The following is a 24,703-nucleotide window of genomic DNA, read 5'->3' as shown; positions in this document are numbered from 1 at the left end:
ATAGAAGATTGCTTAATGCAAACAGAAACTTTGTTATACATCATACTATCTGGAATAATAGCGCTACTTGTAGCGCTTTTTCAGTATATGTATAAATCAAAACACAAAGGTAAATTAACTTTTGTTTTCACATTACTGCGCTTTTTATCTGTATTCGCTATTTTACTATTGTTAATAAATCCTAAGTTTAATCAGGTAAAAGTTTACACCGAGAAACCTAAACTCGTAATAGCCATAGATAATTCTAATTCTATAGCACATTTAAAGCAAAACGATAATGCTATTGAAGCTTTAAATCGCATTAGGCAAAATCAGGAATTGAATAATAATTTTGATATCGAAGTTTTTAAGTTTGATGAAAACATGCAACAATCAGATAGTCTTGATTTTAAATCAACATCTAGTAATATAGATAAAGCGTTGCGGCAACTTTCAGGTATGTATAAAACTGATGTTGCGCCTATTGTTTTAATTTCAGACGGGAACCAAACTTTTGGTAATGATTTTTCTGTTGCGAACACCTATTCACAACCTGTTTACCCCGTTATTCTTGGCGACACTGTTACTTATACAGATCTTAAAATCCAACAGCTAAACGTTAACAAATACGCGTTTTTAAAAAATAGATTTCCCGTGGAAGCTATTGTAGTATATCAGGGTAATTCTGTGGTGCGTTCAAAGTTTACAGTAAATCAAGGGGATAGGGTTTTGTTTTCTAAAGTAATTGAGTTTTCCAAAACAGAAAATTCAAAGGTTATAAATCTTACACTATCAGCAAGCAGTGTGGGGGTTAAAAGTTATAGTGCTACATTACAAAGCATTGATAATGAAAAAAACACCATAAACAATACAAAAAACTTCGCGGTAGAAGTCATAGATCAAAAAACAAAAATCGCTTTGGTGAGCGATTTTCCACATCCAGATTTGGGTGCATTAAAAAAGAGCATCGAAAGTAACGAACAACGTTCTGTTGAAATTTTTAAACCAAACCAAGTTTCTAGTAAAATAAATGATTTTCAGCTGGTTGTTTTGTACCAGCCAAATAACGCATTTACTGAGCTTTACAAACTTTTAAAATCTGAAAAGAAAAACATATTTACAATTGTTGGAACGAAAACGATACTGGGTTTTTTAAATAAAACAGAGCCTACATTCAATATAAAGGCTACAGGGCAAAACGAGGATTTTCAAGCATTATTAAACTCAAATTATGCGCCTTTTTTGGTTGAAGATATTAATTTTGAATCGTTTCCACCTTTAAAAGGACCATTTGGAGATGTAAATTTTGAAGTGCCTTTTGAGACCATACTGGAAAAATCAGTCTTGGGGATTTCTAAAAATGCGCCTCTGTTAGCAACAATAGAAAACAACAATAGAAGAATGGCTGTGCTTTTTGGTGAAAACATATGGCAATGGCGGGCACAAAGTTATTTGAATGAATCATCATTTAATCCCTTTGATGATTTTTTAGGTAAGTTGGTACAATATTTAGCATCGAACCAAAGCAAAAGTAGATTGACTGTTGATTACGAATCGTTTTATACCGGAAGTGGCAACATCATACTTAAAGCACAAATATTTGATAAAAATTATCAATTTGATGAGCGCCAGTCGTTAGAGTTGATTCTTAGAAATACTATTTCAAAAGAAACGAGCACAATTCCTTTTGTGTTGAGAAACAATAACTATCAAGTAGACTTAAGAGGCTTAGAGGCTTCAAAATATAATTTTACGGTGCAATCCAATAATGGAAACATTTCTAAGTCTGGCAGTTTTGAAGTATTAGAATATAATATTGAACAACAGTTCCTCAACGCTGATGTAACAAAATTGAACCAACTAGCGACAAATACAAACGCTAAAAGTTTTTTTACTGATGATTTAAGTGCATTAACTTCAGAATTAATTTCAAATGAAGCTTACAAACCTATTCAAAAAAGCAATAAAAATACCGTACCTTTGATAGATTGGAAATACCTATTAGGATTGATAGTTTTAACACTATCTGCTGAATGGTTTTTAAGAAAATATAACGGATTAATATAAAAATAAGATACTATGGAAAAATTACCTAAAGTCGCATTACCAGTTATAGTAGTAGTGATTATACTCTTCGTGTTAATAGCTAAATCGGCTGTAACAATCGATTCAGGACATGCAGGCGTTTTATATGAAACTTTGGGAGATGGAGTTGATCCTGAAAAACCTGCATTAGGACCAGGCTTTCATATTGTAGCACCTTGGAACAGGGTTATAGATTATGAAACAAGACAACAAGAAGTGCCAGAGAAAATGGCAGTGTTATCATCTAACGGTTTAGATATTAAATTGGATGCGTCTGTTTTATATGAACCAGACCTTAGCAATCTTGGACGTTTACACAATGAAAAAGGTTTGGATTACTTAAATAGAGTATTACAGCCGGCAGTTAGAAGTGCTGCACGAAGTGTTGTAGGTAGGTATACTCCAGAGCAATTGTATTCTAGCAAAAGAGATGCTATACAAGAGGAGATTTTTGAAGAAACTAAAAAAATCGTAGAGCCGCAATATATTAAATTGAATGATATTTTAATTAGAGACGTAACATTACCACCAACTATCAAAGAGGCGATTGAGCGTAAATTAAAACAGGAGCAAGAATCTTTAGAATACGAGTTTAGATTAGTTACGGCAGAAAAAGAAGCGCAGAAAGTTAGAATTGAAGCTCAAGGTAAGGCAGATGCGAATAGAATTTTAAGCGCATCTTTAAATGATAGAATTTTGCAAGATAAAGGTATTGAAGCTACAATGAAACTATCAGAATCACCAAACAGTAAGGTTATTGTAATTGGTTCAGGCGATAGTGGATTGCCAATTATATTGGGAAATCAATAATTAAAATAATTTAACAATTTATAGTTTATCTTAAATTATAATTAAGAAAGTGCGTTTAAATTATTCAAACTAAAATAGTTTTAAAAATTAAACAGATAATTTGGAGTATTAAACAGAATTTTTTGATATTTGCACAAATAAAAGACATGAACATTACTCACATACATCATCATTTTTTCATTTGCTCTCAGGCGAAGTAAAAATGTATTGAGTAATATCAACATATATTTTAAACCCGTTTGAGACTTATCAAGCGGGTTTTTTAATTTTTAGTTGAGCTTGGTTGGTTTCAAACCCAGAAAAATAAGAAAATGAGTAAATTAAGAATTGCAGTACAAAAATCGGGTCGTTTAAATGAAGACTCAATGAGGTTATTAAAGGACATTGGTATTTCTATCGATAACGGTAAAGATCAATTAAAGGCTTCGGCAAAAGGGTTTCCTGTGGAGGTGTTTTATTTGAGGAATGGCGATATTCCACAATATTTAAAGGATGGTGTAGTAGATGCAGCAATTATTGGTGAAAATGTTTTGATAGAAAAAGGAGAAGGTATAGGTGTTGTTGAAAAGCTGGGGTTCTCTTCTTGTCGCGTATGCATTGCTGTACCTAAGGCCGATAAATATAAAAGTATTAACGATTTAGAAGGCAAGCGTATAGCAACATCATATCCTAATACTGTAAAAATGTATTTAGCTAGGCATGGCGTAAATGCAAACCTCCACATTATTAATGGATCCGTTGAGATTGCTCCCAATATTGGGTTGGCAGATGCTATTTGCGATATTGTTTCTAGCGGAAGCACCTTGTTTAAGAACAATTTAAAAGAAGTGGATACCATTTTAAAATCTGAAGCGGTTTTGGCTGTATCCCCAAAACTGACTGAAGAGCGTAAAGCTATCTTAGAAACCATTCAGTTTAGAATTCAATCGGTTCTAAAAGGAAGAAACTCTAAGTATGTACTGCTAAACGCTCCCAATGATAAGGTTCAGGATATTATTGATGTTTTACCAGGAATGAAAAGTCCAACGGTATTGCCATTAGCCGAGGAGGGTTGGAGTTCAGTGCACTCTGTAATTAGTAAGAATGAATTTTGGGAAGTAATAGACGAATTAAAAGCGAAAGGTGCTCAAGGTATTTTAGTATGCCCAATTGAAAAAATGGTGTTATAGTTTTATTATACACAGATCGAAGCATCTCACCTAACAAAGAGAAGACATGAAAATCATAAAAAACCCAAACAAATCAGACTGGTCGGATTTACTAAAACGACCTACACAAACTGTGGATGATATTGAAGGTGTAGTTAATGAGGTATTCATAGACGTTTCCAGAAATGGTGATGACGCCATTAAAACCTATACCAAAAAATTCGATGGTATTACTTTAGAATCAAATACTATTACTGCAGAAGACATTGAAGTTGCTATTACGAAAGTGCCAGAAAAACTGCAAAAAGCAATCATACAAGCAAAAGAAAATATAGAGGCATTTCACGAGGCTCAAAAAACATCAAAAGTTGTGGTAGAAACCTCTAAAGGCGTAAAATGTTGGCAAGAAAAGCGACCTATACAAAAAGTAGGATTATACATTCCGGGAGGAACAGCACCCCTATTTTCAACAGTTTTAATGTTAGCTGTACCAGCACAAATAGCAGGTTGTAAAGACATCATATTATGTTCACCACCTAATAAACAGGGTAAATTAGCACCAGAAATTTTATTTGCAGCACAATTATGTGGTGTTACTAAAATCGTGAAAGTAGGTGGTATTCAAGCAATTGCAGGCTTAACGTTTGGTACAGAGAGCATTCCAAAGGTTTATAAAATCTTCGGACCAGGAAATCAGTTTGTTACTGTAGCAAAACAGTTGGCAACAAAATATGGCGTAGCTATAGATATGCCAGCTGGACCAAGTGAATTATTGGTGGTTGCAGATGCTACGGCAAATGCATCGTATATTGCTTCAGATTTATTGAGTCAAGCTGAACATGGTACAGATAGTCAGGTCATTTTGGTATCAACTTCAGAAGTGTTGATTAATGATGTTTCTAAAGAAGTTGAGAAGCAACTGGCAGTTTTGCCACGTAAGGCCATTGCAGAAAAAGCCATTGCAAACTCAAAATTAATTTATGTTGAAGATGATGCTACAGCTTTGGAGTTGATAGATGAATACGGACCAGAACATTATATCATTTGTTGTAAAAACGAAGATTTGTATATAGATAATATTAATAATGCTGGATCTGTTTTTATAGGTGACTATACACCCGAAAGTGCTGGTGATTATGCATCTGGTACCAACCATACATTGCCAACCAACGGATTTTCAAAAGCGTATTCAGGAGTTAACTTGGATAGTTTTATGAAGAGTATGACCTTTCAAAAAATATCCAAAGAAGGTATTTTAAATATAGGAGAAACCATAGAGTTAATGGCAGAAGCGGAAGGGTTGCAAGCCCATAAAAATGCTGTAAGTATTCGATTAAAGGATTTAAAAAATTAGCTAATGTCATGCTGAACTTGTTTCAGCATCTCAATAATCAGGCACTGAAATAAATTTAGTGTAACAAGATGATAGATATAAAAAAATTAATAAGGCCCAATGTAAAAGTATTAAAACCATATTCGTCTGCCAGAGATGAATATCAAGGTAATAGTGATGCGATGGTATTTTTAGACGCTAATGAAAATCCATTCGAAAATGGTGTAAATCGGTACCCTGACCCACAGCAAAGAAGCGTTAAATCCTTACTCTCAGAAATAAAAGGAATACCTCAACAAAACATACTTTTAGGTAACGGAAGCGACGAGGTACTGGATTTGATTTTCCGCGCATTTTGTGAGCCAAATGAAGATAATATCATTACTTTACCACCAACGTATGGGATGTACAGTGTTTTAGCTAATATTAATGCTATTGGAATTAAAACAGTGCAGTTAAGTGCAAATTTTCAGCCTAAAGTTGATGAAATTTTAAATATCGCTGATTCAAATTCTAAGCTATTATTTTTATGTTCCCCAAATAATCCAACGGGTAATAGTTTCGAGGCGCAATCTATAGAGCGATTGATAAAAGCATTCAAGGGTGTTGTGGTGATTGACGAAGCGTATATCGATTTTTCAAAAGAAGAAAGTTGGATACGTAGATTAAACGAGTTCCCAAATTTAATTGTTACCCAAACCCTTTCAAAAGCTTATGGAATGGCAGGTATCCGTTTAGGTATTTGTTATGCTTCTGAAGGAATTATTTCAGTATTAAATCGTATCAAACCGCCTTATAACGTTAATGAATTAACCCAGCAAAAGGCTATTGAGCAATTAGAAGAAACTAAAATAACCCAGCAGCAAGTTCAAGTTATTTTAGAGGAGCGTACTGTGTTGATAGATAAATTGTCAGAGATAGATTTTATTTTTAAAATTTATCCATCAGATGCCAATTTCGTTTTGGTAAAAGTTGATGACGCCACAAAGCGCTATAATCAATTAATAGAAAAGGGTATCGTTATAAGAAACAGAACTACCCAACCAGGATGTGAAAATTGTTTGCGTTTTACTGTGGGAACACCAGCAGAAAATGAAATATTAATAAATACTTTAAAATCAATATAGTGAAAAAGGTATTATTCATAGACAGAGATGGTACTTTGGTACTAGAACCGCCAGTAGATTATCAATTAGATAGTTTAGAGAAATTGGAGTTCTACCCAAAAGTGTTTCAATATATGGCAAAAATTGCGAGTGAGTTGGATTATGAATTAGTAATGGTTACAAACCAAGATGGTTTGGGGACGGATAGTTTTCCAGAGGATACGTTTTGGCCTGCTCACAATAAGATTTTGAGCGCTTTTGCTAAAGAAGGTATAGTATTTTCTGCAGTTCATATTGACAAAACGTTTCCTCATGAAAATGCTGAAACCAGAAAACCAAGAACAGGGTTGTTAACTCAGTATTTTTCTGAAGACTACGACTTAGAAAATTCTTTCGTTTTAGGTGACAGAATTACTGATATGGAGTTAGCAAAAAACCTTGGTGCAAAAGGAATTTATCTATCGGAAGATCCAGAATTGGGGGTAGAAGAAATAGAAAGTTCAAAACAAGATATTTTGGACTGCATTGCGCTAACAAGTACAGATTGGAAGGAAATATATGAGTTTTTGAAGCTGAAAGACCGTGTTGCTGAAATAACGCGAAACACTAATGAAACTCAGATATATATTAAGTTGAATTTAGATGGCTCTGGGAAAAACAATATAGATACAGGCCTGTCGTTTTTCGACCATATGTTGGACCAAATTGGGCGCCACGGTGCTATGGATTTAACTATTAAAGTTGATGGTGATTTAGAAGTTGATGAGCACCATACCATTGAAGATACCATGATTGCCTTGGGCGAATTATTCAATAAGGCCTTGGGTGATAAACTAGGTATAGAACGTTACGGTTTTTGCTTACCAATGGATGATTGTTTAGCACAAGTTGCCGTTGATTTTGGAGGTAGAAATTGGCTAGAATGGGATGCTGAATTTAAACGTGAAAAAATAGGAGATATGCCCACTGAAATGTTCTTCCATTTATTCAAATCTTTTACTGATGGTGCAAGATGTAATTTGAATATAAAAGCTAAAGGCACTAACGAGCATCATAAAATTGAAGGCATTTTTAAAGCTTTTGCAAAAGCTATGAAAATGGCTGTAAAGCGAGATGCAAATAAAATGTTTTTGCCAAGTACAAAAGGAATGTTATAAATAGCCATTTGCTATTGGCTGTTTGCCAATTGCTAAGAGCCAAAAGCTAAAAGCTATAAAATGAAATTAGTAATTATAAATTACGGTGCAGGTAACATCAAAAGTATTCAATTTGCATGTAACAGGTTGGGTGTAGATGCTATTTTATCCAATAATCCTGAGGAAATAAAATCAGCAGATAAAATTATATTCCCGGGAGTTGGAGAAGCAAGTTCTGCAATGAAAATGCTAAAACAGAGTGGTTTAGATACCTTAATTCCAAATTTAAAACAACCTGTTTTAGGTATTTGTTTGGGTATGCAATTGATGTGTTTACACACCGAGGAAGGCAATACGGAAGGTTTAGGTATTTTTCAAACCAATGTAAAACGTTTTTCAAATAATGTAAAAGTACCCCAAATGGGATGGAATGTTATTAAAAACTTGAAATCCGATCTATTCAAAGGAATCAAGGAGAACGAATATATGTATTTGGTACATAGTTATTATGCGGAACATTGTAATGAAACAATTGCGGCAACGGATTATGAAATTAATTATGCGTCTGCTTTACAACATGAAAATTTTTATGGCACTCAATTTCATCCTGAAAAGAGTGGAAATGAAGGCGCTAGAATATTAGAGAACTTTATAAATATGTAATGCTTTTAGTCTTTGTCTTTAGCCTGTGGCTAATTACAAATTGCTAATTAAGAATAGCCAAAATATGAGAATAATACCAGCCATAGATATTATTGAAGGAAAATGTGTGCGCCTTACCAAAGGCGATTACGATACCAAAAAAGTGTATAATGAAAATCCTCTAGAAGTGGCCAAAATGTTTGAGGCGTCCGGTATAGAATATTTACATTTAGTGGATTTAGATGGCGCAAAGGCAAGTCATATTGTAAATTATAAGATACTGGAGCAGATAGCTACTAAAACGAAATTAAAAATTGATTTTGGTGGTGGACTAAAAGCAGATGAAGATTTACACATTGCCTTTAATTCTGGTGCAAGACAAATTACAGGTGGAAGTATCGCTGTAAAGGACCCAAAGACTTTCGAGGGCTGGATTAATAAATATGGTAGCGAAAAAATAATATTGGGAGCCGATAGTAATGCAGGTAAAATAGCTATTAGTGGATGGCAAGAAGATAGTTCAGAAGACGTAATTCCTTTTATTAAAACATATCAAAAGAAAGGTATTAAGTATGTTATTTGTACTGATATATCAAAAGATGGGATGTTGGAAGGACCTTCTTTTGATTTGTATAAGGACATTATTTCTAACTGTTCAAATAGTAGCGGTCAATCTGTAAAGTTAATAGCCTCTGGAGGTATTTCGCATGTTGATGAATTACCTAGATTAATAGATTTGGGTTGTGAAGGTGTAATTATCGGAAAGGCCATTTATGAGAAGAGAATTAGTTTATATGAACTTGAAAAATATGTGTAATGCTTACTAAGAGAATCATACCTTGTTTAGATATAAAAAATGGGCGAACTGTTAAAGGTGTCAACTTTGTGGATTTACGTGATGCAGGAGATCCGGTAGCATTAGCAAAACAGTATGCAGATCAAGGTGCAGATGAATTGGTGTTTTTAGATATTACCGCAACGTTAGAGGCTCGAGCGACAACCTTGGAAATGGTACTACACGTTGCCGAACAGGTAAATATCCCGTTTACCGTTGGCGGGGGTATTTCTTCTGTAGCGCATGTAGATGCTTTGTTAAAAAATGGGGCAGATAAGGTGTCTATTAACTCTTCAGCGGTTAAAAGACCCCAATTGGTCAACGAATTGGCAGATAAATTTGGAAGTCAGTGTGTCGTAGTAGCTATCGATGCAAAACAAATTGAAGGGCAATGGAAAGTACATTTGGCAGGCGGAAGTATTCCAACTGAAATTGATTTGTTTGAATGGGCTAAAGAGGTTGAAAAAAGAGGGGCGGGCGAAATTCTATTCACTTCAATGAACCATGATGGTACTAAGAACGGATTTGCGGATGAAGCTTTGGCAAAATTATCAGATATGGTAAATATTCCAATTATAGCCTCGGGAGGTGCTGGTAAGGTAGCGCATTTTGTTGATACTTTTACAATAGGAAAAGCAGATGCGGCATTAGCAGCAAGTATATTCCATTTTGGCGAAATTCCCATCCCTGTATTGAAAAAAGAACTAAAAGAAAATAATATAGAAGTGCGTTTGTAAAGTGCATTCGTTTTGCTGAATTTGTTTCAGCATCTTATAAGCAATGATTATGACAATTAAATATGACGATAAAGGTTTAGTTCCAGCAATAATTCAGGATGCTACAACAAAAAATGTATTAATGTTGGGTTACATGAACGAAGAAGCTTATCAAAAAACCTTGAAAACCAAAAAAGTAACCTTCTTCAGTAGAAGTAAACAACGTTTATGGACTAAAGGGGAAGAAAGTGGTAATTTTTTAAACTTAGTAGGTATTAAGAATGACTGTGACAATGATACTTTGTTGGTTTTAGTAAATCCAGTGGGACCAACGTGTCACAAAGGAACAGGTAATTGTTGGGGAGAAGAAAACACACCATCTTATGGATTCTTTTCAACCTTGGAAGATGTAATTACAGAACGGGTTGCGAATAAAGATACTGCGAAATCTTATGTAGCTAGTTTGTTTTCAAAAGGCATCAATAAAGTAGCTCAAAAAGTAGGTGAGGAGGCCGTAGAAACTGTTATTGAGGCTATGGACAACAACGATGAATTATTTTTATATGAGTCGGCAGATTTATTATTTCACTACTTAATGTTGCTGCAAGCAAAAGGTTTTACCCTAAAAGATATTGAAGAGGAATTAAAAGGGAGGCATAAGTAGCCCCATCGCTTTCATACACCATATTATTTATTAATATTATTGCATGGGTTCAAAAATTAAGCGATAATAAAAAGACTGTATTTATTTTTTTTATATTTGTAAGAATTCAATTATTAAATTATGACCATATATTACTCACCACGTTTAGTTTTAAAGTGGTTACTATGGTTATTTTTTATTTTACTCGTATTTAATTGTGTTGGTATATGGCTAAAGCTTAGCTATAGCAATCGATTGGTAACTCATATTTCCAATGCAACTAGTTTTAATAGTGAAACAAGTATATCAACTTTATATTCTTCATTGATACTATTAACAGCTTCTATTTTAACGTATTATATTAATATTTCTGTAAAAAGGTTGAATAAAGGAAATGCCTCTTGGCTTTGGTTAAGTATCATTTTTTTATATATGTCTATTGATGAATCTGTCGAAATTCATGAAAGAACTATTATGGTCTTTAGAAGTCAATTTAATTTAACAGGACTTTTATATTATAGTTGGGTTATTCCGTACGGTATTCTTGGGCTGCTATTATTGTTTAAGTTTATTCCATTTTTATACAAACTAGAAAAGAAAACCAGAAACTTATTTTTGGTTTCTGGTTTTTTATTCGTTTTTGGTGCAGTAGGGATAGAGCTTTTTGGAGGAAGACATCACGAACTTTATGGTCAAGAAAATATAGAATATGCAATGTTTTATACCATAGAGGAATCTTTTGAGATTATTGCTATCTCTATTTTTATATATGCTCTGTTACGATATATTGCTTTAATTAATCCGAAAAGCACCTTCATTTCTAGGAATTAGTTTAAGGTTAATTTAGTTGAGCCATCCGTTTGCTTCAGATTTTCTTGCAAACCATACAAAAAAGAAAGCCAGTACAATTATCATTATAGTCATTCCAATACTAGAGGCGTAGCCATTAATTAAAATGTATCCCATTTGTACAATAACCGCTAACAATGATAGGTACCATAATTTAACAGACCATGATTTTCTAAGTAATAGTCCAATGGCCGCTAAAGCGCCCCCAAAAACAGCAATAGCAAAAACAGCGGTAACCCAAGCGGGCATGTTGGCTGCAATTTCAAGTTGTTCTGGTGAATACATGGCACGATAACTTTCGGTATCATACGCTTGTTGTAAATAGGCATTTACGCCCATGCCGTTCCAAATAAGAGCAATAATACTCACAATCCAAAACCAAATTGGCGGTTTGCTTGATGTAGAATTCAACATAATTTTATAGTTTTTAGTTAGTAAATGATAATACAATTTATAAATTTTTTGCCACAATAGATAAATAGATTACTTTCCATTTTCTTTAAGGAATAATGAAGAAGTATTTTTACGTTGTAGATATTCAATATTTAGGCTATCGTTTTCATGGGTGGCAAAAGCAACCAAATGTAAAAACGTTACATCTTATGGTAGATCGTACCCTTAACTACATTATGGAAGGTAAATATTTTAAAACATTAACTTCGGGAAGAACGGATGCAATGGTTTCTGCAGAGCATGCTGCTTTTGAGTTATTTTTAAAAGAACCCATAAGAAACGAAACTGAGTTTTTAGCGCTATTCAATTATAATTTACCTCAAGATATAAGAGCTTTAAGTATTAAAGAGGTAAATGCTGAGTTTAATATTATTCAGAATTCCAAAGTCAAGGAATATTTGTATTTGTTTACGTTTGGTGAAAAATGCCATCCGTTTTGTGCACCTATAATGACTACTATTTTAGATGATTTGGATATTGATATTATGAAACATGGCGCTAAACTTTTTGAAGGTGAACATTATTTATGGAGTTATTGCTATAAGCCTACTGAAAATGGCGTTTATATCAGAGAGATTGTAACATGCGAACTAGTAGAAAACCATATTTACACTGCCAGTTATTTTCCAGAACAATCATACATTCTAAGGGTAAAAGGTAAAGGGTTTATGCGAAATCAAATTCGATTAATGATGGGAACTTTGATTGATTTGGGGAAAGGAAATTTAACACTTAAAGATATAGAGGAGAGTTTTATTCCTGATAGTAAAATTAAAATGGATTATATCGCACCTGCCTCTGGACTGATTTTGAATTCTGTGGAATTTGAATAATGTGAACAGCCGATAATAATCGCTGTGAAATTAAAAAACTTTTTAATAAACTACTCTCAGCTTGTTTTCTGATAGTTGAAAAACAAATTTGAACACCTTTTCCGTTTAAGCAACCTATATGGGATTCTGCGTTTGGAATTTAGTGCTTCGACTGAGCTCATGACAGGCCAAAGTTGTGTGTACCTATCGCAGAGTGCGAAGGGTGAAAGCCCAACTTATTTAGCCTGAGCGCGGTCTAAGAGTGTGTAGTGTCACGATACCTTTTCTTCTTAAAAACCTTTAACAGTTTATAGGTTTTTTAACTTAAAATTATGTTAATAAATAACCATTAGGGTTAAAGCCTGTTAAACCGCTTGACATTTTTAAGATATCCTATAGTTTATATAATGAAATTAAAAACAAAAAAATAAAATTATGAGCTATTTAAACATGAATGATGAAGAACTAATGCCTGTGGTGGTGGAATTAAATGTTTTATTAGCCGACTACCACGTGTATTATCAAAAATTAAGAAGTAAACATTGGAACATTATTGGAAAAAATTTCTTTGACTTGCATGAAAAGTTTGAAGAATTGTACAATGATGCCAAAGTAAAAATTGATGAAATTGCTGAGCGTATTTTAACGTTACGCTACCATCCTATGAGTAAATTAGAAGACTATTTAAAAACATCTTCAATCCTAGAGGAGGCACCATTGAAATCTGACCAAAACATGGTTGATGAGACTTTGGACGATCACAAACTTCTTTTGAAACAGATGGGAAAAGTTATTGAAAAAGCCGAAGCCATTTCTGATGAAGGTACTATAGACCTTATAGGTGCCTATATTAGAGAATTAGAAAAATCTAGTTGGATGCTAAATGCTTGGTCAAAGAAAACTTCTGAAAACCTAAAGGATAATATTGTTGAAGCTTAATAACTTATCGAAAGTATTAAGAAAAATAACAAGAATTAAAATTTAGAAAAAAATGGAAAGTACAATAGGAAAAGCATTTACCGAACTTATAGAAAAATTAGAAGGATGGTTAAGTGCAATTATACAAAATATACCAAATTTAATACTCGCAATCGTAGTAATGTTTACAGCTTATTTTGTAGCGCGCTACACTAGGAAGTTTGTATTAAAATTGGTTCAAAAACGTGTCAACCAAAAATCAATTGCAAAAATCATTGCTAAAATATCTGCCGTGGCAGTAGTTGCCGCAGGATTATTCTTAGCCTTAGGTATATTAAACTTGAGCAAAATGTTAACCTCATTATTGGCAGGTGCCGGTGTTGCAGGTTTAGCTATAGGTTTAGCGCTGCAAGGTACACTTTCAAATACATTTGCGGGAGTTGTAATATCGTTTAGAAAACGAATTCAATTGGGTAATTGGGTAGAAACCAATGGCTTTTCGGGAGAAGTTGTTGATGTAAATTTAAAAGAATTTGTGTTGAAACAAGCAGACAACAACTTAGTAATTATACCAAATAAAATGATTTTAGAAAATCCACTTAAAAATTATTCACTTACAACCCGAATGAGAGTGGTGGTTGAATGTGGTGTTGGATATGAATCTGATTTAGAAGAAGTAGAGCGTTTGACAAAAGAAACAATAGCCAACAAATTTGAGCAGGTTAATGATCCAGATGAGGTGGAATTTTATTATACCGAATTTGGAGGAAGTTCTATTAACTACATGTGCAGGTTTTGGATAGATGCTGAAAGCATGTTGGAAAAATTGAAGGCTAAGACTAAAGCTATTATAGAAATTAAGAAAGCTTACGATAAAGCTAATATTAATATTCCATTCCCAATTACAACGTTGCAATTCGATAATAAATTGGCTTTAGACAACTCTTTCGTAAATGAAGAACAAAATAGTAATTAACTATTAAAAATGCACGAGATGCATTGTATGATGTTGACGATGAAATGAAATAAGAAATCAAGAACTAAACATAATTTCTACTTCATATGAAAATGGAATTTTGATGTAGCGTATTACGATGAAGATTCTATAAGTATCAAAACCAAAAATATGATGCTATGAAATAGCTATTTCGAGTTAAGATAAATAAAAAAGTCTCAAGGTAACTTGAGACTTTTTGTATTTTTAGGTTTCTATTAAAATCGAGAACCTCATGAGTGTATCCGTGCCAAAGTCAATCTTTACATTTTTTAAAAAATTAGAAAAGAATAATAATCGCGATTGGTTTAATGCCCATAAACCTGAATTTAAGGCTATTGAAGGCGAAGTAAAATTATTTTACAATGCTGTTTTTGAGAATTTGAAAAAGCACGATGACATTGATAAACTTAAAATATTCAGAATATATCGTGATGTCCGCTTTTCAAAAAATAAGTTGCCATACAAAACGCATTTTGGCGGATCGTTTCACAGAACAAAACCACGACTAAGAGGTGGTTATTATTTACATATACAACCAAATAACGAAAGTTTTATAGCAACAGGCTTTTGGGAACCTGCTAAAGAAGATTTATTACGTATTCGTAAAGAATTTGGAATGGATGATTCTGAAATTCGCGAGATTTTGGCAAATAAAAAATTTAATTCGATTTGGGGTGATTCATTTGTTGGTGATGAAGTTAAAACTGCACCCAAGGGCTTTAGTAAAGAGCATCCAGCGATAGATTTGATTAAAAAGAAGCAGTACATCTTCACTAAAAAATATACAGACAAAGAAGTTTTAGATGCTAGTTTTTTAACGGAAGTTGATTACGCTTTTAAAACTATTCGCCTATTTTTTGATTATATGAGTGATGTACTAACTACCGATTTGAATGGAGTGTCTTTGATTGATTAGGAATTTTTTTTAATGAATAAAACAATTTTTGAGATTACTAAAATGGATTGCCCTTCTGAGGAGAATCTTATCCGTATGAAGTTAGATGGTATTGCAGGTGTCGTGAATTTGCATTTTGATATACCAAACCGAAGATTAACCGTATACCATCATGATGATGCTGAACTTATTGAAACCTCAATTCTCGATTTGAATTTAGGAGGAAAAAAAATATCCAGCGAAAAATCTGAAGACATAAATCTCAACGAAAACACGAGTCAGAGAAAACTACTTTGGACTGTTCTTACTATAAATTTTGTGTTTTTTATTATTGAGATTGCCACAGGGTTTATTTCTAAATCTATGGGGCTTGTTGCTGATAGTTTAGATATGCTTGCCGATAGTTTTGTATATGGCTTAAGTTTGTTGGCTGTTGGCGGAACATTGATTAGGAAAAAACAAATTGCAAAAATTGCTGGCTATTTTCAAATAACCTTGGCAGTGATAGGATTTATTGAAGTTCTAAGACGGTTTTTTGGGGCGGAACAACTACCTAATTTTTCCACAATGATTGTTGTATCCATATTTGCGCTTATTGCAAATGCAATTTGCCTTTATATTTTGCAAAAATCAAAAAGTAAGAACCAGGCACACATGAAAGCAAGTATGATTTTCACATCTAACGATGTGATTATCAATTTAGGAGTGATCATCGCAGGAATATTGGTAAATTGGTTAAATTCTAGCAAGCCAGATTTAATAATAGGCACCATAGTTTTCGTTCTGGTTATTCAAGGTGCATTACGGATTTTAAAGTTGAGTAAATAAAAATACGTTAAACTGCGACCAAAACCTCAGGTCTCTCAAACAGCTGAATATGGCTCAATAACCGCTCTTTTACAATCGTCATCATACGCTTGTTTAGCGCAGAAGAATTTTGAATGTAAATCTCGTAGTCTTCAACTGTAAACAAACCGATAATCATCCCTTTCATGGAATTACGCAGTTTCATGTCTTTTTGAATAGCGTTTTCAATGTAAAGCATACGCTTTTCCAAAGACAAATCATAAAACACCGATTTGTGTTTGGTGATATAGTTTTTAAATACTGCAATTAACAGGTCATTTTGAAATTTAATAATGGGGCGCAACACCAAATTTTGAAAACGTTCGTCGGTACTCATATTTTCCTTAATAGTAGCGCTTAAAATTTCAGGACGGATTTGTTTTAGGTTGAATGCTCTAGAGTCCATTTATGGAGATTTTCAATAAAAGTATCGAAATAAAAACCTTGAAATTTCAGGATCGATTCTTAATTGTTAACGAGGTTATTAACATCGAAGTTTTTTATCTTTAGAAAAAATTTAAAATGAAATTCGGAAGTGTTAATAATCCACAAGATATAGATTTTACATTACCAAAAGATCACCCAGAAACCAAACGTGTTTTAAACGCTGTTAAAGATGACAATATTCCTGAGATATATGTGGGTTGTGCCAAATGGAACAGGGCAGACTTAAAAGGATTTTACCCAAGAGGAACTAAAGATGAATTAGGATATTATTCAAGGCAATTTAACTCTATAGAGCTCAATGCTACCTTTTACAGAATATTTCCTGCAGAACAATTTTCTACTTGGTATGATAAAACTCCTGAAGGATTCAAATTTTTCCCAAAACTAAACCAAGAAATCAGCCATTGGAAACTACTAAACGATACAAACGAAGTGGTAGAGCACTATTTGTATAACGCTTCAAATTTAAAAGAAAAATTAGGTACTATATTTTTACAGATGCACAGTAATTTTAAACCTAAAGATTTTGATCGTGTTGTGCGTTTTGCAGAAAGTTGGCCAAAGAAAATCCCCCTCGCTATAGAGTTTAGACATACGGACTGGTATAACGATAAAGCAATTGCTGAAGATTTATATCAACTTTTGGAGACCAATAACATTTCAAACGTAATTGTAGATACTGCTGGCAGGCGCGATTTAATGCATATGCGATTAACAAATGCTACAGCTTTTGTGCGTTATGTAGGAGCAAACCATCAAAGTGATTATAGGCGATTAGACGATTGGGTAGAGCGTTTAAAGCTTTGGAAGGCGCAAGGTATTAAAGAGATTGATTTTTTCGTACATCAAAATATTGAAAAAGAATCACCATTACTATCTGCTTATTTTATTAAAGAATTAAATAAGGTACTTGGTTGCAATTTAGCCATACCTAATGAAGATTCCCAAAAAACATTATTTTAAAGACTTAAATAATAATTATGAGATTTCATACGAGAAAATGGATTAAACCAGAAGATTTAAATGCAAACGGAACTCTTTTTGGAGGTCGTCTTTTAGAATGGATAGATGAAGAAGCGGCCCTATACAGTATTGTTCAATTAGAAAATCAAAAAGTTGTTACAAAATACATTAGTGAAATAGACTTTAAATCATCTGCAAAACAAGGTGATGTAATTGAAATTGGTATTAAAGCTATAAAATTTGGTAGAGCTTCCTTAACCTTGAGTTGCGAGGTTAGAAATATGAGAACGCGAGAAACCATCATCACTATTTCTAATATTGTAATGGTAAATATTGGGCCAGATGGCAAGGTTTTACCTCATGGAAAAACACAAGTTGAGTATGTAAAAGACAGATTGTAAAAGGTAGTTACTGTTGCTCTTTAAAAATTACAATCAATTTTTCGATTTTGTTGCATAAAATTCAGTTAATGTGCGCTCCATTGTATATTTTATAAAAATAAAATAACAATGTGCTCTAATCTTTTGAATAAATGTAATTAACTATAACTTTGTAAACTGTAATAAATTGGAACTTAAAACGGGTTTCGATATTATTCAAAAACAAACCTTTATTATTTATGAGTAAGACATTATTTGACAAAGTGTGGGATTCTCACGTTGTTAGAAAAATAGAAGATGGACCTGACGTGTTTTTTATTGATCGTCATTTTATACATGAAGTTACAAGTCCTGTGGCTTTCGTTGGACTAAAACAAAGAGGAATTGGCGTGATGTACCCAGAGCGTACTTTTGCTACTGCCGACCATAACACACCAACTTGGGACCAACATTTGCCAGTAGCCGATCCGCTATCTGCAAACCAACTTGAAGCATTAGCAAATAATGCTGCCGAATATGGTATTTCGCATTGGGGATTAGGTCACAGAAACAACGGTATAGTGCATATTGTAGGACCTGAAAATGGTATTACATTACCTGGTTCAACAATTGTTTGTGGAGATTCGCATACATCAACACACGGTGCTTTTGGTGCTATTGCTTTTGGTATTGGTACTTCTGAGGTTGAAATGGTATTGTCTACACAATGTATTATGCAGCCTAAGCCAAAGAAAATGCGTATTAATGTAAATGGAGAACTTGGTTTTGGCGTAACACCTAAAGATGTAGCGTTATACATTATTTCGCAACAAACAACTTCTGGTGCTACAGGATATTTTGTAGAATATGCTGGTGATGTTTTTGAAAACATGTCTATGGAAGGCCGTATGACGGTTTGTAACCTATCTATTGAGATGGGGGCTCGTGGCGGTATGATTGCTCCTGATGAAAAAACTTTTGAGTACATTAAAGGTAGAAAACACACACCAAAAGGGGCAGATTGGGATAAGGCGATGGCATATTGGAAAACGCTTAAAACTGACGATGATGCTGAATTCGATGTAGAGTTTAATTACAATGCCGCCGATATTGAGCCTATGATTACCTACGGAACAAATCCAGGTATGGGAATGGGTGTAACGCAATCTATACCTATGGCAGAAGATGTTCAGGGAGGTGTTGCAACCTATAAAAAATCATTAGGCTATATGAAGTTTAATGAAGGTGATGATATGATTGGAAAACAAGTAGACTATGTATTCCTAGGATCGTGTACAAACGGACGTATTGAAGATTTTAGAGCATTTTGTTCTATTGTTGAAGGTCGCCAAAAAGCAGATAATATTACAGCGTGGTTAGTTCCAGGATCGCATAAAGTTGTGGATCAGATAAAAGAAGAAGGTTTAGATAAGATTTTAGAAGAAGCTGGTTTTGTGTTAAGGGAGCCAGGTTGTTCTGCATGTTTAGCAATGAACGATGATAAAGTACCTGCAGGGAAATTAGCAGTATCTACATCTAACCGTAATTTTGAAGGACGTCAAGGACCGGGTTCTAGAACCTTATTGGCTTCTCCGCTAGTAGCAGCAGCTACTGCGGTTGAAGGTGTGGTAACCGACCCAAGAACATTAATTAAAGTAACAGCTTAAATGGTTGTTAGCGGTTGGCTTTTTGCCATCAGCACAAGAATAAAAATACTAGTTAGCCAATAGCGAATAGCTAATGGCCAAAAGCAAAAATAACATGGCTTACGATAAATTTGAAGTTTTAACAAGTACAGCATATCCGCTTCCAATAGAAAATGTGGATACCGATCAAATCATTCCTGCGCGTTTTTTAAAAGCTACGGAGCGTAAAGGGTTTGGAGATAATTTTTTCCGTGATTGGAGATACGATTCTGAAGGCAATCCTATTGCAGATTTCCCTTTGAATGACAAAAAATATGAAGGTTCTAAAATATTAGTTGGAGGTAAGAATTTCGGTTCTGGATCTTCAAGAGAGCATGCAGCATGGTCGGTTTACGATTTCGGATTACGTTGTGTTATCTCTTCCTTTTTTGCAGATATCTTTAGAAATAACTGTTTGAACATAGGTGTATTGCCTGTTCAAGTTTCAGCTGATTTTTCTCAAAAATTATTTGATGCTATTGAAGCAGATCCTAAAACAGAAATAAAAGTAGATTTACCAAACCAAACAGTAACTTTATTATCAACTGGAGAATCTGAATCTTTTGATATCAATGGATACAAAAAAGGCAATATGCTAAATGGTTTTGATGATATTGATTATCTTCAAAATATGCAAGAAGAAGTGAGAGCATTTGCTGAAACAAGACCTTTCTAGTGTGTTGGCACATCAAAAAACATATTAACTGTGAAAAGCATTCCATTTGATTATGAAATGCTTTTTGTGAATTTGTAAAAACCTTCAATGGGCAAAAGGAGAATAGAAATAATGGATACGACGTTACGAGACGGTGAGCAAACCTCTACTGTATCGTTTTCTGCGTCGGAAAAATTAACTATTGCTAAACTTTTATTGGAGGAATTGAAGGTAGACCGTATTGAAATTGCTTCAGCAAGAGTGTCTGAAGGAGAATTTCAAGCGGTAAAAGATATCACAGATTGGGCTGCTGAACACAACTATATAGATAAAGTTGAAGTGTTAACTTTTGTGGATAAAGGCGTGTCCATTAAGTGGATGGTTGAAGCAGGAGCAAAGGTTCAAAACCTATTAACTAAGGGGTCATTAAATCATTTAACCCATCAACTTAAAAAGACGCCTAAACAGCATTTTGAAGAAGTTAAAGAGGTAATTGATTTAGCAACTAAAAATGCTATTATAACTAATGTGTATTTAGAAGATTGGAGTAATGGTATGCGAAATTCTAAAGACTATGTGTATGAGTTTTTAGAGTTTTTGAAAACACAAAATATTGCCCGAATCATGCTACCTGATACATTAGGTGTCTTAACGCCTAAAGAATCATTTGATTTTATAAGAGAAATAAAGGATAAATATCCAGATTTACATTTTGATTTTCATGCACATAACGATTACGACTTGGGCGTGTCCAATGCCATGGAAGGTCTAAAAGCTGGTGCAGATGGTTTGCATTTAACTGTAAATGGTATGGGCGAACGTGCTGGAAATGCACCTATGAGCAGTACTATTGCAGTGATTAATGATTTTATGCCTGAGATTGAAATGGGTGTAAATGAAAAAGTATTGTACACTGTAAGTAAATTAGTTGAGAATTTTTCAGGTGTAATGATTCCTGCAAACAAACCTATTGTTGGCGCAAATGTATTTACTCAAACTGCTGGAATTCACGCTGATGGAGACAATAAAAAGAATTTATATTTTAGTGATTTAATGCCAGAGCGTTTTGGAAGGAAACGTCAATACGCTTTAGGAAAGTCTTCTGGAAAAGCAAATATCCAGAAGAATTTACAACAGTTAGGTTTGCAATTAAATGATGAGGATTTAAAGAAGGTTACCCAGCGTATTATTGAATTAGGTGATAAAAAACAAGTGGTTACTAAAGAGGACTTACCATACATAATTTCAGATGTTTTAGACAGGACTTATGAAGAAAAGGTAACGGTAAACTCTTATGTATTAACACATTCTAAGGGGTTGAAGCCATCCACGACCGTATCTATAACTATTGAGGATGAAATATTTGAAGAAAATGCACAAGGGGATGGGCAATACGATGCTTTCATGAATGCCGTCAAGAACATATTCAAAAGAAAGAAGATATTACTACCTAATTTAATTGATTATGCAGTAAGGATTCCACCTGGAAGTAATTCTGATGCGTTGTGCGAAACCATTATCACTTGGAGAAACCCTGATAAAGAATTTAAAACCCGAGGCTTGGACAGTGACCAAACAGTTTCTGCGATTAAGGCCACGGAAAAAATGCTAAATATTATTGTTAATTAAGAATACATACCAAACACATGAAATTAAATATAGCGCTTTTAGCGGGAGATGGCATAGGGCCAGAAGTCATAGATCAAGCTGTAAAAGTTAGTGATGCAGTTGCTAAGAAATTTGGACATGAAATTAACTGGAAACCAGCATTAACTGGTGCAGCAGCTATTGATGCTGTAGGAGAGCCTTATCCAGATGAAACGCATGAAATTTGTAAAAGTAGCGATGCAGTATTATTTGGCGCTATTGGTCACCCAAAATTTGATAACGATCCATCAGCAAAGGTGCGGCCAGAACAAGGATTATTAAAAATGCGTAAAGCTTTAGGCTTGTTTGCTAATGTGAGGCCAACATTTACATTTCCTTCGTTATTGGATAAATCACCATTAAAGAAAGAAAGAATTGAAGGTACAGATTTAGTGTTTTTACGTGAATTAACCGGAGGTATTTATTTTGGGGAAAAGGGCAGAAGAGAAGAAGGTGAAACTGCTTATGATAATTGTGTTTATACAAGGGCTGAAGTACAGCGTTTAGCAAAAAAAGGTTTTGAGTTGGCTATGACACGCTCTAAGAAGTTATGTTGTGTAGACAAAGCTAATGTTTTAGAAACTTCTAGATTGTGGAGAGAGACCGTGCAAGCTATGGAGAAAGATTATCCTGAGGTTGAAGTAAGTTATGAATTTGTGGATGCCGTTGCTATGCGTTTGGTACAATGGCCAAATAGTTATGATGTATTAATTACTGAAAACTTATTTGGGGATATTTTAACCGATGAAGCTTCTGTAATTTCTGGATCTATGGGATTAATGCCATCAGCTTCTTTAGGGTCTGATATAGGTTTGTTTGAACCAATCCACGGATCTTATCCTCAAGCAACAGGTTTAAACATTGCTAATCCTATGGCAACCGTATTATCTGCTGCTATGATGTTTGAAAACTTCGGATTATTAGAAGAGGGTAAAGCTATTAGAAATGTGGTAAATGATGCACTAAACGCAGGTGTGGTTACTGAAGATTTAGCAGATGGTGGTAAGTCATATGGCACAAGTGAAGTAGGCGATTGGTTGGCAAATAATATATAGACTTCTAAAAGATAAATTTTTATTACCCTATGGAGTTTTTATTCATAGGGTTTTTTATTTTTCCGTGTTTAGCGTAATACTTGAGGGGTATTCAAAAATTTCTAAACCAAAATAAGGAACCGCTGCTAGAACATGATCAAAAATGTCAGCCATTATATATTCGTAGTTTACCCAGCGTTTATCGGTACTAAAAGCATAAATTTCAATAGGTAAGCCTTGTGAAGTTGGTGCCAATTGACGCACCATAATTGTCATATCCTTATTAACGGCCGAATGGCGTTCAATATACGTTTGCACATATTTTCTAAACACACCAACATTCGTGAGATTTCTACCGTTTAATGGCATGCTTTTATTAATGTTATGTGACGTGTTGAATTCAGTAATATCCTGTTGTCGTTTTTCTAGATATGACCTTATAAGTTCAATTTTCTTAAGTGATTCAATGTCAGCTTCTGAAAGACATTTAATAGAATGTTGTTTAATATTTACAGCACGTTTTATACGCCTACCACCAGAACTTGTCATACCACGCCAATTCTTAAAGGAATCAGAAATTAAAGCATACGTTGGTATCGTGGTGATTGTTTTATCCCAATTTTGCACTTTTACAGTCGCAAGGGTAATTTCAATTACATCACCATCAGCGCCATATTTCTCAAATGTGATCCAATCTCCAATTCGTAACATATCGTTTATCGATACTTGGATACTGGCGACAAACCCTAAAATAGTGTCTTTAAATACTAATATGATTACGGCAGATATAGCACCCAACCCTGTAAGAAATTTTAAAAAAGGGATACCGGTAATAATCGCTATTGCGGACATGACACCTGCCAACCAAGCAAAAATCATAAACACTTGTATATAGCTTTCTATGGGTTTATCCTTAAGCCTTGGTAGCGTTTTTAAATAGTCTCTAACTGTATGTAAAAGACTCCTAGCAATCCATAATGTTAATACAATCGCAAATACTTTCAAGATTTTTTCAACAATAATCTCGAAATTGTAAAAATCAGTAAAAACATCAGGCACAAACTCTATAGCGATTAATAATGGTATTATGTGCGCAATGTTTCTTGGTGCTTTATTGCTAACTAAAAGGTCATCAAAATTTGTCTTAGAACGTTTTGCAAATTGATTAAAAGCACTAATGAGTAGTTTTCTAATAACAATATCAATCAAGAAGATAATGATTAATAAGCCAACCAAAAGCACTAACATATTTAAATATGCAGCTACTTCTTCAGACACACCAAAATCTATAAGCTTTTCAAAAATTAGTCGCTTTAAATCTAAAGATTGTTCTATGTTTTCTTCGGTTTTGGTGTTAGTTTGAATCATCATGCAATTTTCAAATATTTTCTATCGATATAGAATGTGCCAAATGGAATGATTGCAGCTAAAAGTACAATTCCAAATGTTCTTTGAGACCATTTGAGGTCTGATTTTATAAGAAATGCTAACGCACAATAAGCCACAAACAATAATCCGTGGGGCATTCCCAAAAGCTTCACATATTGTGGATCGTTAGCTACATATTTAATGGGTGTAGCTATAAAAAGCAATAATACATAAGATACACCTTCTAAAAAAGCTACAATTCTGAAAATATTTATAATTGAAAACATAGATGAAATTTATGCAAAAATAAGGCAGATGGACCAAAATAAAGCTATGGATACA

At 33.9% G+C, this 24,703-nt stretch carries 26 protein-coding genes; 22 read left to right on the top strand and 4 right to left on the bottom strand.

Features of this window, described 5'->3' with window-relative positions; all coding sequences use genetic code 11:
• The first annotated feature begins 15 nt into the window (after positions 1-15).
• The 11 genes from BMY39_RS08155 to BMY39_RS08105 all read left to right on the top strand — a co-directional run bounded on the left by BMY39_RS08155 (position 16) and on the right by BMY39_RS08105 (position 11,264).
• The gene (locus tag BMY39_RS08155; protein ID WP_092578443.1) at positions 16-2,046 is read left to right on the top strand and encodes a hypothetical protein; all 2,031 of its coding nucleotides are present in this window, start codon (positions 16-18) and stop codon (positions 2,044-2,046) included.
• 12 nt (positions 2,047-2,058) lie between these two features.
• The gene (locus BMY39_RS08150) at positions 2,059-2,874 is read left to right on the top strand and encodes a prohibitin family protein (RefSeq protein ID WP_092578439.1); all 816 of its coding nucleotides are present in this window, start codon (positions 2,059-2,061) and stop codon (positions 2,872-2,874) included.
• A gap of 311 nt (positions 2,875-3,185) precedes the next feature.
• Entirely contained in the window at positions 3,186-4,043 is an 858-nt protein-coding gene (gene hisG, locus BMY39_RS08145; RefSeq protein ID WP_092578437.1) for an ATP phosphoribosyltransferase, read from the top strand.
• A 46-nt stretch (positions 4,044-4,089) separates the two neighbouring features.
• Positions 4,090-5,376: a histidinol dehydrogenase gene (gene hisD / locus BMY39_RS08140; protein ID WP_092578435.1), complete on the top strand. Its 1,287-nt coding sequence runs from the start codon at positions 4,090-4,092 to the stop codon at positions 5,374-5,376.
• 68 nt (positions 5,377-5,444) lie between these two features.
• Positions 5,445-6,482 carry a histidinol-phosphate transaminase gene (hisC, locus tag BMY39_RS08135; RefSeq protein ID WP_092578432.1) on the top strand — a complete coding sequence of 346 codons (1,038 nt, stop codon included), beginning with the start codon at positions 5,445-5,447 and terminating at the stop codon, positions 6,480-6,482.
• Positions 6,482-7,618, top strand: coding sequence for a bifunctional histidinol-phosphatase/imidazoleglycerol-phosphate dehydratase HisB (gene hisB, locus BMY39_RS08130; RefSeq protein WP_092578430.1), 1,137 nt, complete (start codon positions 6,482-6,484; stop codon positions 7,616-7,618). The genes hisC and hisB overlap by 1 nt, the downstream gene beginning before the upstream one ends.
• 60 nt (positions 7,619-7,678) lie before the next feature.
• A complete protein-coding gene (gene hisH / locus BMY39_RS08125) occupies positions 7,679-8,260 on the top strand; it encodes an imidazole glycerol phosphate synthase subunit HisH (RefSeq protein ID WP_092578428.1) in 582 nt (193 codons plus the stop codon).
• A 64-nt stretch (positions 8,261-8,324) separates the two neighbouring features.
• Entirely contained in the window at positions 8,325-9,056 is a 732-nt protein-coding gene (gene hisA / locus BMY39_RS08120; protein WP_092578425.1) for a 1-(5-phosphoribosyl)-5-[(5-phosphoribosylamino)methylideneamino]imidazole-4-carboxamide isomerase, read from the top strand.
• Positions 9,056-9,811, top strand: coding sequence for an imidazole glycerol phosphate synthase subunit HisF (hisF, locus tag BMY39_RS08115; RefSeq protein WP_092578421.1), 756 nt, complete (start codon positions 9,056-9,058; stop codon positions 9,809-9,811). The genes hisA and hisF overlap by 1 nt, the downstream gene beginning before the upstream one ends.
• Before the next feature lie 49 nt (positions 9,812-9,860).
• Positions 9,861-10,454 carry a bifunctional phosphoribosyl-AMP cyclohydrolase/phosphoribosyl-ATP diphosphatase HisIE gene (gene hisIE / locus BMY39_RS08110; protein WP_092578419.1) on the top strand — a complete coding sequence of 198 codons (594 nt, stop codon included), beginning with the start codon at positions 9,861-9,863 and terminating at the stop codon, positions 10,452-10,454.
• Positions 10,455-10,574: 120 nt separating this feature from the next.
• Entirely contained in the window at positions 10,575-11,264 is a 690-nt protein-coding gene (locus BMY39_RS08105; protein ID WP_092578416.1) for a hypothetical protein, read from the top strand.
• Between the two features lie 12 nt (positions 11,265-11,276).
• Here BMY39_RS08105 and BMY39_RS08100 read toward each other — a convergent pair whose 3' ends face one another.
• A complete protein-coding gene (locus BMY39_RS08100; RefSeq protein ID WP_092578414.1) occupies positions 11,277-11,696 on the bottom strand; it encodes a hypothetical protein in 420 nt (139 codons plus the stop codon).
• A gap of 95 nt (positions 11,697-11,791) precedes the next feature.
• On the opposite strand from BMY39_RS08100, the gene BMY39_RS08095 reads away from it, so the two are divergent.
• The 5 genes from BMY39_RS08095 (at position 11,792) to BMY39_RS08075 (ending at position 16,185) form a co-directional block, all read left to right on the top strand.
• Complete coding sequence (locus BMY39_RS08095) at positions 11,792-12,568, top strand: tRNA pseudouridine synthase A (protein ID WP_092578412.1); 777 nt, start codon at positions 11,792-11,794, stop codon at positions 12,566-12,568.
• 414 nt (positions 12,569-12,982) lie between these two features.
• Entirely contained in the window at positions 12,983-13,486 is a 504-nt protein-coding gene (locus tag BMY39_RS08090) for a Dps family protein (RefSeq protein WP_092578410.1), read from the top strand.
• Positions 13,487-13,538: 52 nt separating this feature from the next.
• Complete coding sequence (locus tag BMY39_RS08085) at positions 13,539-14,441, top strand: mechanosensitive ion channel family protein (RefSeq protein WP_092578408.1); 903 nt, start codon at positions 13,539-13,541, stop codon at positions 14,439-14,441.
• Between the two features lie 253 nt (positions 14,442-14,694).
• The gene (locus BMY39_RS08080; protein ID WP_092578406.1) at positions 14,695-15,378 is read left to right on the top strand and encodes a DUF2461 domain-containing protein; all 684 of its coding nucleotides are present in this window, start codon (positions 14,695-14,697) and stop codon (positions 15,376-15,378) included.
• A gap of 12 nt (positions 15,379-15,390) precedes the next feature.
• Positions 15,391-16,185: a cation efflux transmembrane domain-containing protein gene (locus BMY39_RS08075; RefSeq protein ID WP_092578404.1), complete on the top strand. Its 795-nt coding sequence runs from the start codon at positions 15,391-15,393 to the stop codon at positions 16,183-16,185.
• 7 nt (positions 16,186-16,192) lie between these two features.
• Here BMY39_RS08075 and BMY39_RS08070 read toward each other — a convergent pair whose 3' ends face one another.
• Complete coding sequence (locus BMY39_RS08070) at positions 16,193-16,609, bottom strand: glyoxalase (protein WP_092578402.1); 417 nt, start codon at positions 16,607-16,609, stop codon at positions 16,193-16,195.
• 116 nt (positions 16,610-16,725) lie between these two features.
• On the opposite strand from BMY39_RS08070, the gene BMY39_RS08065 reads away from it, so the two are divergent.
• From BMY39_RS08065 to leuB, 6 genes are all read left to right on the top strand, one after another.
• Entirely contained in the window at positions 16,726-17,613 is an 888-nt protein-coding gene (locus BMY39_RS08065; RefSeq protein WP_092578398.1) for a DUF72 domain-containing protein, read from the top strand.
• A 17-nt stretch (positions 17,614-17,630) separates the two neighbouring features.
• A complete protein-coding gene (locus BMY39_RS08060; protein ID WP_092578396.1) occupies positions 17,631-18,014 on the top strand; it encodes an acyl-CoA thioesterase in 384 nt (127 codons plus the stop codon).
• A 218-nt stretch (positions 18,015-18,232) separates the two neighbouring features.
• Positions 18,233-19,639, top strand: a complete 1,407-nt coding sequence (gene leuC, locus BMY39_RS08055) for a 3-isopropylmalate dehydratase large subunit (protein WP_092578394.1) — start codon at positions 18,233-18,235, stop codon at positions 19,637-19,639.
• Between the two features lie 94 nt (positions 19,640-19,733).
• The gene (gene leuD / locus BMY39_RS08050; protein ID WP_092579177.1) at positions 19,734-20,333 is read left to right on the top strand and encodes a 3-isopropylmalate dehydratase small subunit; all 600 of its coding nucleotides are present in this window, start codon (positions 19,734-19,736) and stop codon (positions 20,331-20,333) included.
• Between the two features lie 87 nt (positions 20,334-20,420).
• Complete coding sequence (locus BMY39_RS08045; RefSeq protein ID WP_092578392.1) at positions 20,421-21,941, top strand: alpha-isopropylmalate synthase regulatory domain-containing protein; 1,521 nt, start codon at positions 20,421-20,423, stop codon at positions 21,939-21,941.
• Positions 21,942-21,958: 17 nt separating this feature from the next.
• On the top strand, positions 21,959-23,014 hold the full coding sequence (gene leuB, locus BMY39_RS08040) for a 3-isopropylmalate dehydrogenase (RefSeq protein WP_092578390.1): 1,056 nt from the start codon (positions 21,959-21,961) through the stop codon (positions 23,012-23,014).
• A gap of 54 nt (positions 23,015-23,068) precedes the next feature.
• Here leuB and BMY39_RS08035 read toward each other — a convergent pair whose 3' ends face one another.
• Together BMY39_RS08035 and BMY39_RS08030 are read right to left on the bottom strand one after the other, a co-directional pair.
• Entirely contained in the window at positions 23,069-24,361 is a 1,293-nt protein-coding gene (locus BMY39_RS08035) for a mechanosensitive ion channel family protein (protein ID WP_092578387.1), read from the bottom strand.
• A complete protein-coding gene (locus tag BMY39_RS08030; RefSeq protein WP_177176571.1) occupies positions 24,361-24,648 on the bottom strand; it encodes a DUF3817 domain-containing protein in 288 nt (95 codons plus the stop codon). Before BMY39_RS08030 ends, BMY39_RS08035 begins: the two co-directional genes overlap by 1 nt.
• Positions 24,649-24,703: the final 55 nt, after the last annotated feature.

It is taken from the genome of Hyunsoonleella jejuensis (genome assembly GCF_900111025.1).
GTDB classification, from domain to species: Bacteria; Bacteroidota; Bacteroidia; order Flavobacteriales; family Flavobacteriaceae; genus Jejuia; species Jejuia jejuensis.
The sequence above is the reverse complement of the archived record's forward strand: the minus strand, read 5'-3'. Positions and strand labels throughout refer to the sequence as shown.

Bases quoted from the DNA above. Each gene is read 5' to 3' on its own strand.
- BMY39_RS08075 (WP_092578404.1), top strand. From the start codon at position 15,391: ATGAATAAAACAATTTTTGAGATTACTAAAATGGATTGCCCTTCTGAG.
- BMY39_RS08150 (WP_092578439.1), top strand. From the start codon at position 2,059: ATGGAAAAATTACCTAAAGTCGCATTACCAGTTATAGTAGTAGTGATT.
- BMY39_RS08155 (WP_092578443.1), top strand. From the start codon at position 16: ATGCAAACAGAAACTTTGTTATACATCATACTATCTGGAATAATAGCG.
- hisH (WP_092578428.1), top strand. From the start codon at position 7,679: ATGAAATTAGTAATTATAAATTACGGTGCAGGTAACATCAAAAGTATT.
- BMY39_RS08100 (WP_092578414.1), bottom strand. From the start codon at position 11,696: ATGTTGAATTCTACATCAAGCAAACCGCCAATTTGGTTTTGGATTGTG.
- BMY39_RS08090 (WP_092578410.1), top strand. From the start codon at position 12,983: ATGAGCTATTTAAACATGAATGATGAAGAACTAATGCCTGTGGTGGTG.
- BMY39_RS08035 (WP_092578387.1), bottom strand. From the start codon at position 24,361: ATGATTCAAACTAACACCAAAACCGAAGAAAACATAGAACAATCTTTA.
- hisA (WP_092578425.1), top strand. From the start codon at position 8,325: ATGAGAATAATACCAGCCATAGATATTATTGAAGGAAAATGTGTGCGC.
- BMY39_RS08105 (WP_092578416.1), top strand. From the start codon at position 10,575: ATGACCATATATTACTCACCACGTTTAGTTTTAAAGTGGTTACTATGG.
- BMY39_RS08045 (WP_092578392.1), top strand. From the start codon at position 20,421: ATGGGCAAAAGGAGAATAGAAATAATGGATACGACGTTACGAGACGGT.
- hisF (WP_092578421.1), top strand. From the start codon at position 9,056: ATGCTTACTAAGAGAATCATACCTTGTTTAGATATAAAAAATGGGCGA.
- BMY39_RS08095 (WP_092578412.1), top strand. From the start codon at position 11,792: ATGAAGAAGTATTTTTACGTTGTAGATATTCAATATTTAGGCTATCGT.
- BMY39_RS08085 (WP_092578408.1), top strand. From the start codon at position 13,539: ATGGAAAGTACAATAGGAAAAGCATTTACCGAACTTATAGAAAAATTA.
- hisIE (WP_092578419.1), top strand. From the start codon at position 9,861: ATGACAATTAAATATGACGATAAAGGTTTAGTTCCAGCAATAATTCAG.
- BMY39_RS08080 (WP_092578406.1), top strand. From the start codon at position 14,695: ATGAGTGTATCCGTGCCAAAGTCAATCTTTACATTTTTTAAAAAATTA.
- leuC (WP_092578394.1), top strand. From the start codon at position 18,233: ATGAGTAAGACATTATTTGACAAAGTGTGGGATTCTCACGTTGTTAGA.
- BMY39_RS08070 (WP_092578402.1), bottom strand. From the start codon at position 16,609: ATGGACTCTAGAGCATTCAACCTAAAACAAATCCGTCCTGAAATTTTA.
- hisG (WP_092578437.1), top strand. From the start codon at position 3,186: ATGAGTAAATTAAGAATTGCAGTACAAAAATCGGGTCGTTTAAATGAA.
- BMY39_RS08065 (WP_092578398.1), top strand. From the start codon at position 16,726: ATGAAATTCGGAAGTGTTAATAATCCACAAGATATAGATTTTACATTA.
- leuB (WP_092578390.1), top strand. From the start codon at position 21,959: ATGAAATTAAATATAGCGCTTTTAGCGGGAGATGGCATAGGGCCAGAA.
- hisD (WP_092578435.1), top strand. From the start codon at position 4,090: ATGAAAATCATAAAAAACCCAAACAAATCAGACTGGTCGGATTTACTA.
- BMY39_RS08060 (WP_092578396.1), top strand. From the start codon at position 17,631: ATGAGATTTCATACGAGAAAATGGATTAAACCAGAAGATTTAAATGCA.
- hisC (WP_092578432.1), top strand. From the start codon at position 5,445: ATGATAGATATAAAAAAATTAATAAGGCCCAATGTAAAAGTATTAAAA.
- BMY39_RS08030 (WP_177176571.1), bottom strand. From the start codon at position 24,648: ATGTTTTCAATTATAAATATTTTCAGAATTGTAGCTTTTTTAGAAGGT.
- leuD (WP_092579177.1), top strand. From the start codon at position 19,734: ATGGCTTACGATAAATTTGAAGTTTTAACAAGTACAGCATATCCGCTT.